We start from the raw sequence: 16,901 nt of genomic DNA on the forward strand, positions 1-16,901 counted from the left end.
CAGGCGGAACCTGATGTCACATTCACGCGAATTGCGGAGCGGACGGCCCCTGCTCGGGCACTTCGGTGGGGTAACGACCTGCACGGGCGTACGTACGCCCGCCGCTGGCATGGTCCGGCCCGCTCGGGAAGCCCGGCTACCCCGGATCCGTCAACTCCACCAGTCACGCACTCGTACCCTCCGCCGACAGGGCGACAACGCCGTCCCGGGTGGAGACGTAGAGCCGCCCGTACCCCGCGGCCGCATTGAAGGGACCTGGTGGGACGTACTTCCAGCGTGACGTTCCGCCGGCGGCGTCCACGGCCCAGACGAAGGGGTGCAGGACGGGGTTGTTCCCGTCGATGTAGGAGTCCTCGTCGTACTCCACGTTCACGACCTGCCCGACGAGGACGTACAGCGTGGAGCCGTCGATCAGGAGATTGACCGGGCCGGGCTTCTCCTGGGAACCGATCTCGGCGGCCACGGACGAGCGCCACCTCTCCTTCCCGGAGCGGGGGTCGAGAGCCTGCAGCGTCAGCGCGGTGACCCGCTTGCCCGACTCGGCCGTGTCCCGGATCCGGGAGACGACGTAGACGAGCGAGCCGTCCGCGCCGGCCACCGGAGTGCTGAATCCGTCGTAGCTGCCGGAGGGCTGTTCCTTGGTCCACAGGCGCTCACCGGACTCGGGGTCGAGGCAGACGAGGCTGCTGGACGCGTAGATGAGCGCATTCTCCGCCGCGCACAGGCTGGGCTGGTCGCTGACGTTGCCGAGTGCCTCGGGCAGCGCGGCCTTCCAGCCCTCGATGTAGCTGTGCGCGGCATCGAACGCCTGGAGTTGCGCTTCCTGGCCCGCGTCGTGCGAGGAGGCCAGGTGGAAAACCCGGCCCCCGAAGCGCGGCACGATCAGGGTGCTGGACGCCCCACGGCGGAGGTTCTTCCTCTCGTAGCCGGTCTCGCACCGCCAGACCTTCTGGCGCGAGGCGATGTCCACCGCCCAGAGCACGGGCCGCGGACCCCACGTGGTCGTGGTGCTCGTGGCGTAGAGGCGCCCGTCCTTGATGCCGCAGATCGCGTCGACGTAGCGGGGCGGCTCGTCGAGCTCCGCCGACCAGGCCCGGGTGCCGCGTGCGAGATCCACGGCGACGACCTGGGTGGGCACCTTCTTCGAACCGCTGACGTAGCGTGGCCCCGAGCCGCCGAAGTAGAACGTGCCCTGGTCAACCACGCCCGAGCCGAGTCCTCTCGATCGTATGACGGCGAGGTCGGGCAGCGGCAGATGCCAGGCGATGGTCCCCTTGGCTCCCAGGTTCCACAGGGCAGTGCGTTCCCTGATGGAATCCTCTGGCTCGTAGCCCGTGCAGAGGACGCCGTCGGGGTGTGCGGTGAGCGCGGAGACGGTCGGGATGTCGCGGCTCTGCCAAAGGGGCCGGGCTGTTGGCACGTTGGTGAGGGGCGTCGGGGGTTTTTCGTCGCCATGGTCCTTGCCGCTCAGCCGGGTCGCGGCGATCAGGCCGCCGCCGACGAGTGCGAGGGCACCGCCGGCCAGGCCGAGCACCCGGCGACGGCCGAGGCCCTGAGGGGCGGGCGGAGGGGCGCCGGGCGGCGTCGCGGTCTGCGGGGTCTTGACGGTGGGCTGGGTCGCAAGGGGCAGTGTGGCTGATGGGGGCGATGGGGGCGATGGGGCTTCGCGTGCGGGGGCGTCGGAAGCCCTGGAAGCCCCGGAGGTCCCGGGGGTCCTGGATGTCCCAGAAGCCTCGGAAGCCCGCGGCCGCCCGGTGGCCGGTCCCAGCACCGTCAGCAGGTCAGAGGCGGCCGGGCGGTCGTCCGGGTCCTTCGCGAGGCACGCCTCGATCGTGTTCCGGAGCGTTCCCGAGACCTCGCCGAGCTCCGGTGCCTCGTTGAGGATGCGATGCACGATCGCCGGGATCGTCTCCGCGTCGAACGGTCCACGGCCCGTTGCCGCGTAGGCCAGCACCGCGCCGAGCGAGAAGACGTCGCCCGCTGCATGGGCCTGGTCCGCGCGCACCTGCTCCGGCGACATGAACGCGAACGTACCGATGACCACACCCGCCGAGGTCAGCGAACTCGCGCCCACCGGCCGGGCGATGCCGAAGTCGATGATCCGCGGGCCGTCATCCGACATGATCACGTTGCTGGGCTTGAGGTCCCGGTGGACGAGCCCGCACGCATGGATCGCGGCGAGCCCCTCGGCGAGCCCCGCGCCGAGCGCGCCCACCGTCTCTGAGGCGAGCGGGCCGTCGCTCGCGACCACCTCGTCCAGGGAACGGCCCGGGATGTACGCGGTGACCAGCCAGGGCGACTCCGCTTCCGGGTCGGCGTCGATGACCTGAGCGGTGTGAAACCCACCGACCTGTCGTGCGGCCTCCACCTCCCGGGCGAAGCGCCTGCGGAACTGCGGGTCGGCGGCGTGCTCCTGCCGGATGAGCTTGACCGCCACCTGCCGCCCACCAGGGGAACGCCCCAGGAAGACCTCACCCATACCGCCGGCGCCGAGCCGGCCTTCAAGACGGTACGGGCCGACGCGGTCGGGGCCGGTCGGCGACAGAGCGTCCATCGGGTTCTCCAAGGGGGAGGTGATGTCTCGCAGAAGCGGCAGGTTGCTCGTGTGCAGTCAACTGGAGTGTGCCAGACGGGGCGCATGGTGGTGATGATCTCGACGAGCTCCGGTCCACCGGGCGAGGTAGGCGCCCATCTGGGCTCGGGACGCGCCGAGCCGGGCCGGAGGCTTCTCCTCGGCGCCTGGATCCGCGGACGGGCGAGCCGCCCCCGATCTCACCTCGGGAGGCCGCGATAGAGGGGATCCGTCAGATCCGTTCGCACGTCACCGGCCACCGCGGGCCGCCGCTTCAGCAGCGAACGCCGCACGACTTCGTCGAAGGACAGGTCGATCTGCGCCACACCGAACGAGATGAGCTTCGCGACGGACGTGCCGTAGGCGACGGCCCGCACCCCGCTCCACAAGAGCGCGCCCGCGCACATGGCGCAAGGCTCAGCCGTGGTCACCACCACGTGAGAGGGCAGGTGCAGCTCCGCCTCGGCCGCCTCGCGCAGCAGGTTGAGCTCCGCGTGCTCCGTGGCGTCACCGGTCTTGTCCGTGGTGTTGCGGGCCCCGGCCACGAGGGCGCCGCTGCCGGCGTCGAGCAGCACCGCACCGAAAGGCCGGCGCGCGCCGCGAGCCCACTCCACGGCGACGGGCATGGCCCGCTCCACCGCATCCTTGAGGTGCTGAGGCCACTCGCCGGTCCAGCCCTCCAACTGCCCCGCCGAACGATGGGGCGACCGCGACCCGTCGGAAGTGGCGGCCCTCGCGGCAGGCGAAAGCGCCGCCACCGCCGGCAAAGGGGCGGCGACCGCGGCCGCGGTGCGCAGGAAGCGGCGCCGGGATGCATGTGAGAAGGTCATTCCGTGTATATAGCAGCCCGGTTGATCTCCTGACCGCCGATCGCCCGGATACGTGGATGTGCCCGGCCCTGGGCAGGGCGGCACGGCGACGCCGGCCGGGAAACACGGCCTCCGGCCACGTTCGGCCAGGGCCAGGCCAGGCGGTGAGGCTCGTCTCTTCTAGGACACGAACTGACCTATACCGCGATTAGCCTCATCGCCACATCGAGGCACTCGCCCTCTCGCACTCCAGGAGGCAGTTCCCATGCCCGTCAAGCCGGTTCCCGAGGGCTGCAGCACCGTGACGCCGTGGCTCATCTCCCGCGACACGGTCCAGCTCATCGACTACATGAAGCGAGCCTTCGGCGCGGAAGAGCTCGCCTGCCTGGCGGGCGAGGACGGCAGCATCGAGCACGCGGAGGTACGGATCGGCGACTCGGTGGTGATGATGTTCGACGCGCGGCCGGAGTGGCCGCCGACTCCCGGTTTCCTCCGCCTGTACGTCGAGGATGCCGACGCCGTGCACCGCCAGGCAGTTGCGGCCGGCGGAACCTCCGTCACAGAGGTCACTCACCTGTTCTTCGGCGACCGGGTCGGCCGGGTGCGTGATCCGCTGGGCAACCTGTACTGGATCCAGACCCGGGTGGAGGACCCGGGTCCGCAGGAGATGGAACGCCGCCTCAGTGACCCGGAGTTCACCAAGGCCATGGAATACGTACAAAGCGCTGAGTTCTTTCCCAGCGTGGTCGGCGGCCTCGACCGATGAGCGTGGCCGGAGCCGGAGCCGGAGCCGGAGCCGGAGCCGGAGCCGGGAGGCGGCTTGCTGCGGTGGTGGCGCCGCCTCCTCCTACCTCCCTGAAGGCAACGGGGCCACTTGACAGGTCGTGTCGCGATCCGAGGACTTGGCGGCGTCCGTCAACCCACCCGGCGGGCCAGCACCTGTCCCGGCCAGGACCCGGACAAGAAGCGGTCGGTGCGAGCGAACCCGTTGCGTTCGTAGAACGAGACCAGCTCGCCCCCGCCACCCGCCCAGCAGTCCACCCGTAGCAGCTCCACACCGGCCCGCCTAGCCTCTTCGGCAGCATGCGCCAGCAGCGCCGCCCCGATGCCCAGACCGGCGTACCGCCGGTCGGAAACCAGCAGTCGTACGTACAGCTCGGGTTCCCCGGCCGCCGCGATCGGCATCTGCGGGCTGGGCCCGGAGTCCAGCACCAGGGCTCCGGCAGGCGCCCCGCCCAGCTCCGCAACGTACGGGATGTTCTCGGTTGTGTACTGCTCGACCCGCTCCGTCCCGCCGGGCCTCTGTGAATAGGGCGTCGTGCCCCACTGCTCGGTGTTGCCGCGAGCGTTCATCCAGACCACCGCGGAGTCGAGCATGGCCAGAATGGCCGGTGCATCGGCCAAGCTGCCCGGTCTGATTCGTATGCCATGGGTGCTGTCGTTCACGGCGGAAGTCTAGGCGCCTACGGATCCGGGACGGGGGCTCCGGGACGCGGAAACAGCCACGGTGTGCGGAGTGCCCGTCCCCAGCCCCAGAGGGTTACTCGGACCCTCGCCGACACCCGGAGTGTGTCCTTCCCCGCAGTCGGCCGGATTGATGTCTTTACACCCCTCCTCCCGGCAAGGAAAGTGACCTCTTCTGTCCGAGTTCAGGGGCGTCGTCTGTGCTGACTGACCGCCTGACTTTAGACAGGCCTGACACACCTCGCACACCTGACAACAGACCTCGCAAACCTGACCTTCCAGATCTTCCAGGCCTTCAAGATCTTCCGGATCTTCCAAGTCTTCCACATCCCCAGGAGTCGATGTGTTAACCGACCCGTCCCGTCGGACCGGCATATCCCACCGGACCGGCCTGCTCCGACTCTCCCGTCTCAGATCCCGCCTCAGATCCCAGGGGCTCATCCTGCTCGCCCTCGTGGTGGTTCTCGTCGCCTTCCTGCCCGTACTGGGCACGCACGGCGGTGGGGCCGCCGCCGAGGACACCGACGCCCGCCGGTCGCGCCCGCACCACGCCGCGGCACCGGCCTCGGCCATGGAGCCGGCGGCCCCCGTTCTCTCCCGGGCGGGCTGGACCGCCTCCGCGAGTGACGAGGAGACCGCGAAGGCCGACAACCGCGCCGCCAACGTCCTGGACGGCAAGGCCGACACGATCTGGCACAGCCGGTGGTCGGCCGACGCCGCCCCGTTCCCGCACTCCCTCGTCATCGACATGCACCGCACCGAAGTGGTGTCCGCGCTCCTCTACCAGCCGCGCACCGACGGCGCCAACGGTCGGATCGGCGAGTACGCCATCCACCTCAGCACCGACGGGAAGAACTGGGGCGCGGCCGTTGCAAGCGGAACCCTGGCCGACGACGCCACGACCAAGACGCTGAGCTTCGCCGCCCGGGGCACCCGGTACGTCCGGCTGACCGCGACCTCAGAGGCCGGCAAGCGCGGTCCCTGGAGCTCGGCCGCCGAGATCCAGCTGCTGGGCGACCCGGGGCTGCCCGCCTCCGTCGTCGAACTGCCCACCACCGGCTGGACCGCCTCCGCGAGTGACGAGGAGACCGCGAAGGCCGACAACCGCGCCGCCAACGTCCTGGACGGCGACGCCGACACGATCTGGCACAGCCGGTGGTCGGCCGACGCGGCCTCGCTGCCCCACTCCGTCACCATCGACATGCACCGCACGCAGACTGTCTCCGCGCTCACCTACCAGCCCCGCAAGTCCGGCGGCGGCGCCAACGGGCGCATCGGCGCGTACTCCGTCGCCACCAGCCTCGACGGCGTCTCGTTCGGGACCCCTGTGGCCGCCGGTGTGTGGAAGGACGACGACACCGTCAAGAGCACCACGTTCACCCGGCCCACCCCGGCGCGGTTCGTCCGGCTGACCGCGACCTCAGAGGCCGGCAATCGCGGCCCGTGGAGCTCGGCCGCCGAGATCCGGCTGAGCGGCCCCGCCGACCCCACCGTCTCCGGCGCCTGGGACCGGGTCACCGGCTTCCCGCTCGTCCCCGTGGCCACGGCCGTCCTACCGAACAATAAGCTGCTGGCCTGGTCCGCGTACGCAATCGACCGGTTCGGGGGCAGTAATGGATACACCCAGACCGCCATCATGGACCTAGGCACCGGGCAGGTCACCCAGCGCCGGGTCGACAACACCGGCCACGACATGTTCTGTCCCGGCATCGCCATGCTCGCCGACGGCCGGGTGCTGGTCACCGGCGGCAGCAACGCCTCCCGCGCCAGCATCTACGACCCGCGCACCGACACCTGGTCCGCGACCGGCGAGATGAACATCCCCCGCGGGTACCAGGCGATGACGCTCCTCTCGAACGGCGACGCGTTCGTGCTCGGCGGATCCTGGAGCGGCGCTCGCGGGGACAAGGACGGGGAGGTCTGGTCCCCGGCGAGCGGCAAGTGGCGCAAACTGCCCGGCGTTCCCGCCAGGGACACCATGACCGCCGACCCCGCCGGTCCTTACCGTGCCGACAACCACCAGTGGCTGCACGCCACTTCCCGCGGCCGGGTGCTGCACTTCGGGCCGAGCAAGCAGCTGAACTGGATCGACACCACCGGCAACGGCACCATCACCCCGGCAGGAACGCGCGCCGACAGCCCGGACGCCATGAACGGCAACGCCGTCTCCTACGACATCGGCAAGCTCCTCACGCTCGGCGGAGCCACCGCGTACGAGAACGTGAACGCCACCCGTCGCGCCTACACCGTCGATCTCGGCGCCGGCGCCGGCACTCCGCCCGTCAGCAAGCGCACCGGCGACATGGGCTACGCCCGCTCGTTCAGCAACAGCGTCGTCCTGCCGGACGGCAAGGTGGCGGTGTTCGGCGGGCAGTCCTACCCCGTCCCCTTCAGCGACGCCACCTCGGTGATGACCCCGGAGCTCTGGGACCCTGCGACGGGGGCCTTCACCAAGATGGCCAGCATGGCGGTCCCGCGCAACTATCACAGCGTGGCGAACCTGCTGCCCGACGGACGGATCTTCTCCGGCGGGGGAGGGCTGTGCGGTGACTGCGCGACCAACCACTCCGACGGGGCGATCTTCACCCCGCCGTACCTCCTCAACCCGGACGGCACCCGGAAGCCCCGCCCGGCCTTCACCAGCACGCCGCCCACCAGAGTCGCGAACGGCGCCGCCCTGCCGGTGACAACCGACAAGCCGGTCACCGCCTTCTCGCTGGTACGCGCCGGAGCGGCGACGCATTCCGTCGACAACGACCAGAGGAGGGTCCCGCTGACCTTCCGGCAGACGGACCGCAACCCAGCGGGCGGCGCCTCCTACGAACTGAAGGTCCCGGACGATCCCGGAGTGGCCTTGCCCGGCACCTACATGCTCTTCGCCCTCGACGCAGCAGGGGTCCCCAGCATCGCCAAAATGATCACGATCGGCTGACCTTTGTCCCCCGCCTGTGGGGCGCTCCTGCAAGGAGCCGCAGGCTGCGACCCGCACACAGGCAGGGTTCCGTCACCCGGGACCGAAGCGGTGCACCCCGAGCGGGTGCACCGTTCTTTCCGACGTCCCCGATCCTCATGCTGTCGTGCGACTCGCCCCAGGCCCAGTGGCACCCCGAGGACCCGGGCGCGCCCGGCGGCCCGCTGCGCTGGCACAACTGCCTCTACCCGGACCTGTGCCTGACCGGTACCGGGAACGAGGAGCCGGCCGTGGCCTTCCCGTGCGGTGACATGCGTTCCCAGCAGTGGTGGGACAACTCCCGCGCCGTGCCCGAGAGCGCGTGGGAGGACAGTGAGGGGCGGGCCCGGTTGCGCGCGTGGAACGGCCTCTACCTGGACAACTTCAGTGGGAGCGGCGCAGACGGCACCCCGCTGACCACCCGCCGGCGGCAACGAGGTCAGCTCCCAGTGATGGGACGTCCAGTACGCCGGCAGCGGCGACAGCCTCGTCCGGATCAAGGGACGCCGCAGTGGATTGTGCGTCGGCATCGGGAACAGCGTCCAGCTCCACCCGGGCGAGCGTGCCGTGCTGCACGACTGCACCGGCCGCGGCAGCAAGACGGACGGCACGGGGCATCGCTGGCAGGCGGAGATGGACGGCGACGGCACCCTCCGCTTCCGCAACGAGGCCGCGCACCTGTGCCTGGTGCCGTCGGCGCCGGAGACGGGCTATGCGACGATCCGCACCTGCAGCGACGACGCCCGTCAGCGCTGGACGATCGTGCCGTGACCGCGTGACCGCGTGACCGCGTGACCGCGTGACCGCGTGACCGCGTGACCGCGTGACCGCGTGACCGCGTGACCGCGTGACCGCGTGACCACCGTGACCGCGTGACCAACGTCCTTGCCCGCCGCGTCACTTGCCGAGCTTCTGAGCCCGAGCGGCACGCCGGGCGAACACCTCGTCCTTGAGAGCAGCCATCTCGCCGAGAGCCGACTTCCGTTCCTTCCGGCCGAGCCGGTCCAGGTAGAGGTGACCGTGAAGGTGGTCCGTCTCGTGTTGCAGGCACCGGGCGAAGTAGCCCCTGCCCTCGATCACCAGCGGCTTCCCGTCCTTGTCGCGGCCCCGGACGACGGCACGGTCCGGACGCGGCACCATGCGGTAGGGGCCGGGGACGGAAAGGCACCCCTCCGACTCCTCCACCAGCTCGCGATCCTCCGCCGGTATGTCGTCGAGAACGGGGTTGGTGATGTGACCCACGTGCCGCACCCCCCACTCGTCCGTGATGTCCCATACGAACAACTGCAGGTCCACACCGATCTGGTTGGCGGCGAGCCCCGCGCCGTCGGCTGCCTGGTTGGTGGCGAACATGTCATCGATCAGGCGTGACAGTTCGGGAGTGCCGAACTGCGTGACCTCTTGGCACCTGCGCGCAAGGATCTCCTCCCCGACGACGGTGATGCGGCGCACCTCGCCCCGTTCCGCTTCCGGGGCGAGCCGCGGGTAGTGCTCTACAGGCTCGCCCTGCACACGCACCCGGCGGTCCTGAGCTACGTGACCGGACTGACCAGTCATGAACTATCAACGCCTTCCGAAGATTCCTCAACTGGCCGGGGCAAGGCCGATGTCCCGGCGCAGTGATCTTGACCGAACACTTTGCAAAGTAGCAGACTTTGCAAAGTGCGTGACATAGAAGACGACAACAAGAGCCCGGGCCCGCTGCCGCACCGCAACCGGCCTTCCTTGCCCGAACACCCCGTACGGATCGCCCTGCTGGACCTGCTCGCCGAGGCCGGCACCGTCACCTCCACGCAAGCTGCCCAACGCCTCGGCCACAGCTCCGGCCTCTGCTCCTTCCACCTGCGGCAGCTCGCCCGGCACGGCCTCATCGAGGAGGCCCCCCACACGGACGGCAGGGCACGGCCGTGGCAGCTGCGGTGGGGGTCTCCCGACGGGATCGAACAGGCCGACCGGGCCGACCGGGCCGACCGCACTGTCCGGGTACCGGAAGGGTTCGACACACTCGCACGCGGCCTGGAAGACGAGAGCTACCAGCACTGGCTGGCACACCGGGGCCAGGCGCCGGCCGAGTGGCGGCACGACGAGAGCTTCAGTGCGGTGGTCCACCTCACCCCGGAGGAGATGACCGAACTCGCCGCCTCCATCCGCGGCCTCCTGGCCGGCTACCGCGAACGGGACCGCATGCCCGCCGCGCGCCCTGCCGGCGCCATGGCCGTAGCCGCAGTCACCCGGTTGTTCCCTCTGCTGACCGACTCCTCGGCGGAACCGGCGGCGCCCTCGGCCGACCGGCACGTTGACCGACCGACGGATTCCTGAGCGCGACCGGCGAGGTCGGCGTCCCTTCGATACAACCAATGGTTGTGGCTTGCTGCTGAATCGGTTGTTTGATCCCTCCATCCACTACTCGCTTTGATGCTGGTGATCAGCTTGTGGTTGTTCAGAGTGGTGAGGGGGCGGCGCGGTGGATATGGCGGGCGGCAAGACAGGCAGAAGGACAGACAGGAAGACAGGCAGAAAGACGGGCAGAAAGGCGGAGAAAAAGGCGCTGGGACGGAGCTTCGGACGGTTGTGGGCGGCGTACGCCGTCAGCTCCTACGGCACCTGGCTCGGGTTCGGCGCATTCCCCCTGGTCGCGATCCTCGTGCTGCACGCCGGCCCCACCCAGGTCGCGGCGCTGGCTGCCGCGGGACGGGCCGTAGGGGCCGTGGCCGCGGTGCCGCTGGGCCCCTGGGTGGAGTTTCGCCGCAAGCGACCGGTCATGGTCGCGATGGACCTGATCCGCTTCACGGCGCTGATGAGCGTCCCCGCCGCGTACGCCCTCGGCCTGCTCAGCTTCACCCAGCTCCTCGTCGTATCCGTTACCGTCGCCGCCGCCAACATCGCCTTCAACGCGGCCGGCGGCGCGTACCTCAAGGCACTCCTGCCACCGGAGGACCTGCTCATCGCCAACGGCCGCCTGGAGTCCACGACGTGGACCTCGACCATGATCGGGCCGCCGCTCGGCGGGGCTGCGATCAGCATGTTCGGCCCGATGACCACCATTGCGGCCGATGCCGTCAGCTATCTCCTCTCGGCGCTGGGCATCCGCGCCATCGGCGGCACAGAACCGCACCCCGCACGGACCGGAGCCCCCCGCTGGCGGCTGCGAGCAGGCGACCTGCTCGAAGGATGGCGCCACATCCTCGCGCACCCCACGCTGCGCCCGCTGTTCTTCAACACGATCATCGTCAACGGCCTGATCATGGCCTCCGAGCCGCTGCTCGCCGTCCTCTTGCTGGGCCACCTCGGGTTCACGCCCTGGCAGTACGGTCTCGCCTTCGCGGTCCCGTGCATCGGCGGCCTCGTGGGCTCGCGCCTCGCGCGCCGGCTCGTGCCACGGTTCGGGCAGCACAAGGTGATCCTCAGCGCGGGGACGCTCCGTGCGTGCTGGTCCGTCGGGCTCGCCTTCGTCCAGCCCGGCGTCCCCGGGATCGTCCTCATCATCGCCGTCCAACTCGGCCTGGTGACCTGCTGCGGCCTGTTCAACCCCGTGCTGGCCACCTACCGGCTCGACCACACCGACCCCGGCAAGGTGGCCCGCACCCTCTCCGCGTGGTCGGTCAGCAGCAGCGCCGCCATCGCGGCCCTGACCGCTCTGTGGGGTCTCCTCGCAGCCCTCACCAGCCCCCGCACCGCCATAGCCGTCGCAGGAGTCGTCCTCCTGGCCACCCCGCTGCTGCTCCCGCGCCGCGAGAACGCGCCCCGGAGCACAGGGGAACGAGCCGCGAGCCTCACATGACCTCACTACGCGGCAGGGTCCGGGGCCACCACCGCATCGCGGGAGGCACGGCCCCGCCCCACGCGCCCCCGTCGCACGAGGCGGGGCAACTGACGGACCGCTCACCTCCATCGTCACCACGCCGCACTGTTGATCGCACCTCGTGCGCGGGCGTACGGACCGTCCAGGCGACGCTCGCTCTACGGGACGTCGGGATCGGTACCGCCGGCGAAGAGCGGCATCGACGTGGACTCCTCTCCCGACCACATCCACTGGCGCTCCGGGGTGACCGTCATCCCCCAGTCGTACAGGTCGGGCTCGCCCGCGGCCGACCACCAGGTCCACGCCTTCTCGAGCTCTCCGGCCAGGCGGCGCGGCCCGCCCTGGCAGACGAGGACAGTGCCGTCGTCCTGGGCGTAGAACGCCGCCCACGACGATGCGCTGTCGTTGAGCCAGGCGTTGGTCCCGTCGGCGTCGGTGCTACTGGAGATGTGCACATCCGGCAGCAGGACGCGCAACGCGAACCGCAGGTGCCAGTCCGTGCGCAGCGGTGACAGGTCGAGGCGGGCGTGGTGCTCGTGCTCGGGATCCCGTCCGGCGCGTACCCGCGAGAAGTCTCCGTCCGGGCCACCCGTGCTCCCGCGGGCAGGCATGAACTGGGCCAGCCCCTGGACGTGCCCGCGCGCGGATTTTCCGTCCTCGGACACGGTCAGGGCCACGAGACCGAGGTGTCCCCAAGGAGTGACGATGCGGCCGCCGGGCCGGGTCTGCTCCACCCACGCCCAAGGGACGGTATCGACGGCGTAGGTGGAGATCACCCGGTCGAAGGGTTCGAGAGCCGCGGCTCGGGGATGGCCTTCGGCGCCGTCTCCGACGACCACGTGGACATCGGACCCGGTCTTCTTCAGGCGCTGCCGCGCGTGCTCCGCGAGGCCGGGGTCGGTCTCGATGCTGACGACGCGCCCGGGCCCTGTCCGGTGGGCGAGAAGGGCAGCGTTGCGGCCGGTTCCGGTCCCGAGTTCGAGCACGTGGTGGCCGGGGCGGACATCGAGGCAGTCGAGCATGTCGGCGACGACGGACTCGCACGACAGGCTGGACGTCGCCAGGCCGCCGATGACCTGGGTGACGGCTGCTTCATAGACGTTGCCGTACACCAGTGCAGCCCACTGCCGCGGATCGGTCTCGCGGTCGACGGGCGCGTAGGCACGGCCGTCCCATTGCCAGAGCCGGTCGGGCGCGAAGCGGTCGCGGGGGAGCGCCGCGACCGCCCGGCGGATCCACGGGGAGCTCTCGGGCCACCCGTGGATCCTTTCCATCTCCGCATCGTGCGCCCGGCGCAGGGAGCTCAGTTCGTGCACCGGAGTCATTTCCTGCGCGTGCCCGACGGCGGAGGCGGGGGAGGCACCTGCCCGTCGGAATTGCCGGGCGGCGGCTTGCCCTTGTCCAAGTCCGGGTCCGGCTTGCGATGATCACCCATGGCCATCCGCTCCGTTACGTGTCGTGTTGCGGGCGGAGGGCATCGTGGCACAGCAGTCAGGAAGGGCACCAGAGGGTGTCAACCCCGCGAGGCAACGCCCTCGTCCTGCGGCAGGTGGTGTGGAACGCATGACCGGCCCGCGGCCCGCGGCCCACACCACACCGCCTCAAGGACGAGTCGACGAGTCAGCGGCCGGTGGGGATGGCGGCGCGGAACTTCTTGGTGAGATCCGCGCCTCGGATCACGCCGTTGGTGTGGTAGGTCAGTCCCCAGGAGTCGATGGTGGAGCCGTCGGCGAAGAGGCACATGTTCCGCAGGTGATCACGGTCGATCGGGTCGCCCGTCTTGATCCACCCGCCGACGTCGCTCTTGTGGTTGCCGAACTGCGTGGTTCCGCCGATCGCGGCGCAGTAGGCGGCCGACGGGTTGCCCTGCGGGTGCTCCGGCAGCGGGGGCTTGCGGACGTAGGCGAGTGCAGCGAGCGTCGGCAGGCCGGCGGCGAGGGTGTCGGTCGCGACGGTGATGCGCGAGCTGTCCTCGGCGGTGAACTCGCACAGCTGCCGTTCACCGCCAAGAGGCGTGAGCTGATGGCCGGCGTCGAAGTAGGGGTGGTACGTGGCGGGCCGGCCGCCCTGGTCGGCGCACCAGCGCGCGGGCGTGTCCGGGTGAGGCTTGGAGGGCTGGGCCGTGGCCTGCGTCGCGGCTGCGGCGACGGCGGCTGTGACGAGAGCGACGGCAAGAACGCGAGCTCGCATTGTGCCTCCCGAGAAGTGTGGGGCACACAGTCTCGGACCGGCTGCGTGTACGCGTCAACAATGTGTCGGGCAATTCGAGCCGGGCGCCAGGAGGAACGCGGCGATGCCGGCCGCCCCCGTGGTCTTCCCGCCGCGTCCCACCGCAACGGCGCCGGCGAGATCCCAGCGGCGCACGGACGCGCGTCGGGGTCCCACTGCTCAGCAGTGCCGGTGACAGCTCTTCCCAAGAGGGGGCGCCGCTTCGTCAGCCGATTCAGAAAAGGAAACGCCAGTACGTCCAGAACCGAGTCGCGATGAGCATGACGATGACGAGGTGTCAGGTCACCGGTACGGCCCATGGGAGCTCCAGCAACCCGATCACGGGCCGGCGAGGGGCCGGGACGATTCCGTGCTTGAGGTTGTGCAGGTGGTGCACCAGTGTGTTCTCCTGTCAGGCCGTCACCGGAAGGTGCGCGCCGGTGGTGTTTGCGCGCCGGTGGTGTCCGTCCGCTCCCGGTCGCCCGGGACACCGATGCAGGGACGGGCACCCCCGGCCGCCCGACCAGGAGATCGCTCGGGACGGCTGGACGGGAAGGGGCCGAACGGCCCCGAACGCCTCTCGGCGTCCGGGCTCAGGAGGGAGGACGGATGAACGGCCTGTCGCGGAGGGCGACGTCTCCCGCCGGCCCGGCGGCGCGCAAGATCACATCAAGGGCGCGGTCCGGGGAAGCGGTGTAGAGCCCGCTGGCCCATGCCGCGTTGGCCTCGACCACGGCCCAGTGCCCGTCGATCAGGCCCACGTCGATGACGATGGCGGAGGGTAGTCCTGCGCCCGCTTCGGCGATTACGTCGGCGCCGAAAGCCCTCGCCGCCGCCGACAACGGCCCGAGTGCCAGACGCCCGCCGTCGGCGTACCGGCTGCCTGTGTGCACCGCCCCGTCGAGGCAGTGGAGCCGGTACTCGGCCGTGAACGTCACGGTGTCGCTGACCAGCACCGGCGTCTCCGGTTCCACGGCGTCCGGCCCGGGCAGCCGCGAGCCGTCGGCATAGACCATCGCTCGTATGCTCTTGTCGTTCGGGGACTTGACGAACGCCGCCCGCCGCAGCGCGTAGGCCTCGGCGATCGGCATCGCGCGCACGTCGCGTCGCGTGAGCTCCTGCGGCAGGCCGGCCAGCCAGTCGTACGATGCCTCGAGCGGCGCGATTCCGTACGCCGGTGCCGCGACGTCCGCGAAATCCGGGCCTGCATGCAGATGCTCCGCGCTGCGGAGGCCGTCGGGGAGCCTGAACGAAGCGGACTGCACGGTTCGCAGTCCGCGTCGGCGAGCTGCTTGGCCGACCGATTCGGCGGAGGCGGTCAGACGAGGGGGAAACAGCATGGTTCTCACGGCGAAGGATCATGTCTCATCCGGCGGATGGCCGCGCGGAATTATCCCTCCTGCCGTACGCCGACGAACCGCACGGATTCGCCGAGCCCGCCGCGGTCAATTGGCTTCTGCTGCCGCCGGGGCCGAAGGCGGCTACGACAGGGGCGGTGTCGAGGGGTCGGACCAAGCCGCCACGAGTGCTTGCCGATCCGGGAAACGGGGACCGAAGACGCTCTCCCGGATGGGTTCACCATTGAGCCAGCACACTTGCTCGGGCGCGCCGTCGCCGGTGTCGAACAGGCAGCACACTCCGCCGCTGTCGGCGGTGAGATCGGTGAACACCTTCCTTATGTTGGCCGACCGCTCGAACAAGCGGCTCATCCCCGACGTCGCGGCCCAGCATTCCACCGACGCGTAGCCAGGGTGCAGGAGGGACGCGAACCGGATCGTGGCGTAGACGTACCCGATCCGGATGCGCCCGTCCGCCTCGGGCTGGAGGCCGCTGGTCTGCGCGTACTCACGCAGTGCGTCATCGACGTCGAACATGAGGGACGTGTCGAGCTCGAGCGTGCTGTCCGGGGAACAGTGAACAGGCTCGCTCTCGAAACAGGACGTAAACGGGAGAACAAGCTGTCCACCGCCGGGCAGGGTGACCTCAAGCGGCGGTACGGCACGGGCCGGTGGCGCCAGCTTGGCCAGATTGGCCAATGCCCTGGCGACGTTCCGAGGACGCAGATAGATGTCGTAGCCGTAGACCAGTCCCATATTTCCCCCTGTCTCAGTGCGAACCGCACCCTCTCACGCCCTGGCCCCTGGCCCCTGGCCTCTGGGCGCTTTCCGGTTTAGCCGGCGGCCACCTCATGGCGGGAGCAGCGGTTCGATCCGTGCACACGAGTCGTCGTTCACGATCCACGGCTGAGCTGTCATACGCCGCGAACGGTCGAACCATCACATCGGTACCGCCCTGCCAAGGCGCCCCACCAAGAACCTGTTTCGAGCTCGTAGCAGCGGAGCAGCCGAGTGCTCTTCATCGGCTTCACTCGAGAAGCGGGAATGACACTCGCGTTTGCCACCTCGCGCCGTCATGCACCATGAGGTCCACTGACGAGACCCGGGAAGCGATGGGGAGGTGGGGGAGAATGCTGGTCTCAGTCTCGTCCAGGACAGCGTCGTCAGGGCCGTCAGCGATGGTCAAGTGGGGCACGACCTCACTGAACTTGCCACCATAGGGCGGCGCCTCGGGCCACCGAGCAGTGATCTCCTCAGTGAGCTGACGCACTTGCGCGTCCGGCACAGGAGCGAGATACAGCACCCCCGGAAACCGTTCGCAGCTCTCAAACAGCAGGTCAAAGGCATGATGCCTGCCGATCACAGCAGTGAGGGGTCGAGCGGACGTGCGCATCTATGCGGTTCTCGTCGAGGAACGGGAACAATACGGTGACGTGTGCTGGAACCCCCTCTCGGGCTGACGGATCGAACCGTTCCCGCCATGCGCTGACAGCGGGCTCTGCGTCCGGGATCCTGGCGATGAGTCCCGTCCGGCCCGCCTGCAAGCTGCTCGTGCTGTCGTCTGCCACGGACGGAATGCTGCCACCTCAGCGGCCGACAGTCGCACGCAATCGAGCGTGAAGGTGTGTGGAACCAACGCATTCCTTCGGCCGGAAGGGTAGTTGAGGAGGCTGCGCCGCCCCTGAAAGGATCTTGCGGTGTCAAACGCGTGGGCGGTCGTCACCATGGGGCGATCACCCTGGTCAGACGACCGCAGAGG

14 protein-coding genes are annotated in these 16,901 nt (G+C 69.9%); 5 read left to right on the forward strand and 9 right to left on the reverse strand.

All coding sequences use genetic code 11. The annotated features are described in order from the left end of the window. Nucleotides 1-163: 163 nt before the first annotated feature. Nucleotides 164-2,554 carry a protein kinase domain-containing protein gene (locus tag B7P34_RS00990; protein WP_106673810.1) on the reverse strand — a complete coding sequence of 797 codons (2,391 nt, stop codon included), beginning with the start codon at nucleotides 2,552-2,554 and terminating at the stop codon, nucleotides 164-166. 218 nt (nucleotides 2,555-2,772) lie between these two features. After that, the gene (locus B7P34_RS00995; RefSeq protein WP_189382306.1) at nucleotides 2,773-3,198 is read right to left on the reverse strand and encodes a nucleoside deaminase; all 426 of its coding nucleotides are present in this window, start codon (nucleotides 3,196-3,198) and stop codon (nucleotides 2,773-2,775) included. Between the two features lie 448 nt (nucleotides 3,199-3,646). Between B7P34_RS00995 and B7P34_RS01000 the strand changes: the two genes are divergently transcribed. Next, nucleotides 3,647-4,147 (forward strand): VOC family protein, encoded by a 501-nt coding sequence (locus tag B7P34_RS01000; protein WP_106673812.1) that lies wholly within the window; start codon nucleotides 3,647-3,649, stop codon nucleotides 4,145-4,147. A 149-nt stretch (nucleotides 4,148-4,296) separates the two neighbouring features. Here B7P34_RS01000 and B7P34_RS01005 read toward each other — a convergent pair whose 3' ends face one another. Next, a complete protein-coding gene (locus tag B7P34_RS01005) occupies nucleotides 4,297-4,827 on the reverse strand; it encodes a GNAT family N-acetyltransferase (RefSeq protein WP_106673813.1) in 531 nt (176 codons plus the stop codon). A gap of 472 nt (nucleotides 4,828-5,299) precedes the next feature. Between B7P34_RS01005 and B7P34_RS01010 the strand changes: the two genes are divergently transcribed. Both B7P34_RS01010 and B7P34_RS01015 read left to right on the forward strand, forming a co-directional pair. Next, complete coding sequence (locus B7P34_RS01010) at nucleotides 5,300-7,777, forward strand: discoidin domain-containing protein (protein ID WP_286157434.1); 2,478 nt, start codon at nucleotides 5,300-5,302, stop codon at nucleotides 7,775-7,777. A gap of 513 nt (nucleotides 7,778-8,290) precedes the next feature. Beyond that, nucleotides 8,291-8,566 carry an RICIN domain-containing protein gene (locus B7P34_RS01015; protein ID WP_353620225.1) on the forward strand — a complete coding sequence of 92 codons (276 nt, stop codon included), beginning with the start codon at nucleotides 8,291-8,293 and terminating at the stop codon, nucleotides 8,564-8,566. A gap of 126 nt (nucleotides 8,567-8,692) precedes the next feature. On the opposite strand, the gene def is transcribed toward B7P34_RS01015, so the two are convergent. Next, nucleotides 8,693-9,352 carry a peptide deformylase gene (def, locus tag B7P34_RS01020; protein WP_189382308.1) on the reverse strand — a complete coding sequence of 220 codons (660 nt, stop codon included), beginning with the start codon at nucleotides 9,350-9,352 and terminating at the stop codon, nucleotides 8,693-8,695. A 105-nt stretch (nucleotides 9,353-9,457) separates the two neighbouring features. Between def and B7P34_RS01025 the strand changes: the two genes are divergently transcribed. Next, a complete protein-coding gene (locus B7P34_RS01025) occupies nucleotides 9,458-10,114 on the forward strand; it encodes a winged helix-turn-helix domain-containing protein (protein ID WP_223267353.1) in 657 nt (218 codons plus the stop codon). 250 nt (nucleotides 10,115-10,364) lie between these two features. Continuing rightward, complete coding sequence (locus B7P34_RS01030; RefSeq protein ID WP_223267354.1) at nucleotides 10,365-11,576, forward strand: MFS transporter; 1,212 nt, start codon at nucleotides 10,365-10,367, stop codon at nucleotides 11,574-11,576. 179 nt (nucleotides 11,577-11,755) lie between these two features. Here the strand turns inward: B7P34_RS01030 and B7P34_RS01035 are convergent, their stop codons facing one another. The 5 genes from B7P34_RS01035 to B7P34_RS39605 form a co-directional block, all read right to left on the reverse strand. Next, entirely contained in the window at nucleotides 11,756-12,871 is a 1,116-nt protein-coding gene (locus B7P34_RS01035) for a methyltransferase domain-containing protein (protein WP_106673947.1), read from the reverse strand. A gap of 346 nt (nucleotides 12,872-13,217) precedes the next feature. After that, the gene (locus B7P34_RS01040) at nucleotides 13,218-13,787 is read right to left on the reverse strand and encodes a hypothetical protein (RefSeq protein WP_106673818.1); all 570 of its coding nucleotides are present in this window, start codon (nucleotides 13,785-13,787) and stop codon (nucleotides 13,218-13,220) included. A gap of 611 nt (nucleotides 13,788-14,398) precedes the next feature. After that, complete coding sequence (locus tag B7P34_RS01045; protein ID WP_106673819.1) at nucleotides 14,399-15,145, reverse strand: ATP-grasp domain-containing protein; 747 nt, start codon at nucleotides 15,143-15,145, stop codon at nucleotides 14,399-14,401. Nucleotides 15,146-15,286: 141 nt separating this feature from the next. Beyond that, nucleotides 15,287-15,898 (reverse strand): hypothetical protein, encoded by a 612-nt coding sequence (locus B7P34_RS01050; RefSeq protein ID WP_106673820.1) that lies wholly within the window; start codon nucleotides 15,896-15,898, stop codon nucleotides 15,287-15,289. 271 nt (nucleotides 15,899-16,169) lie between these two features. Further along, nucleotides 16,170-16,535 (reverse strand): 2'-5' RNA ligase family protein, encoded by a 366-nt coding sequence (locus B7P34_RS39605; RefSeq protein ID WP_223267355.1) that lies wholly within the window; start codon nucleotides 16,533-16,535, stop codon nucleotides 16,170-16,172. Nucleotides 16,536-16,901 lie beyond the last annotated feature (366 nt).

The organism is Streptosporangium nondiastaticum (assembly GCF_003011965.1).
In the GTDB taxonomy this organism is placed as follows: Bacteria; Actinomycetota; Actinomycetes; order Streptomycetales; family Streptomycetaceae; genus Streptomyces; species Streptomyces nondiastaticus.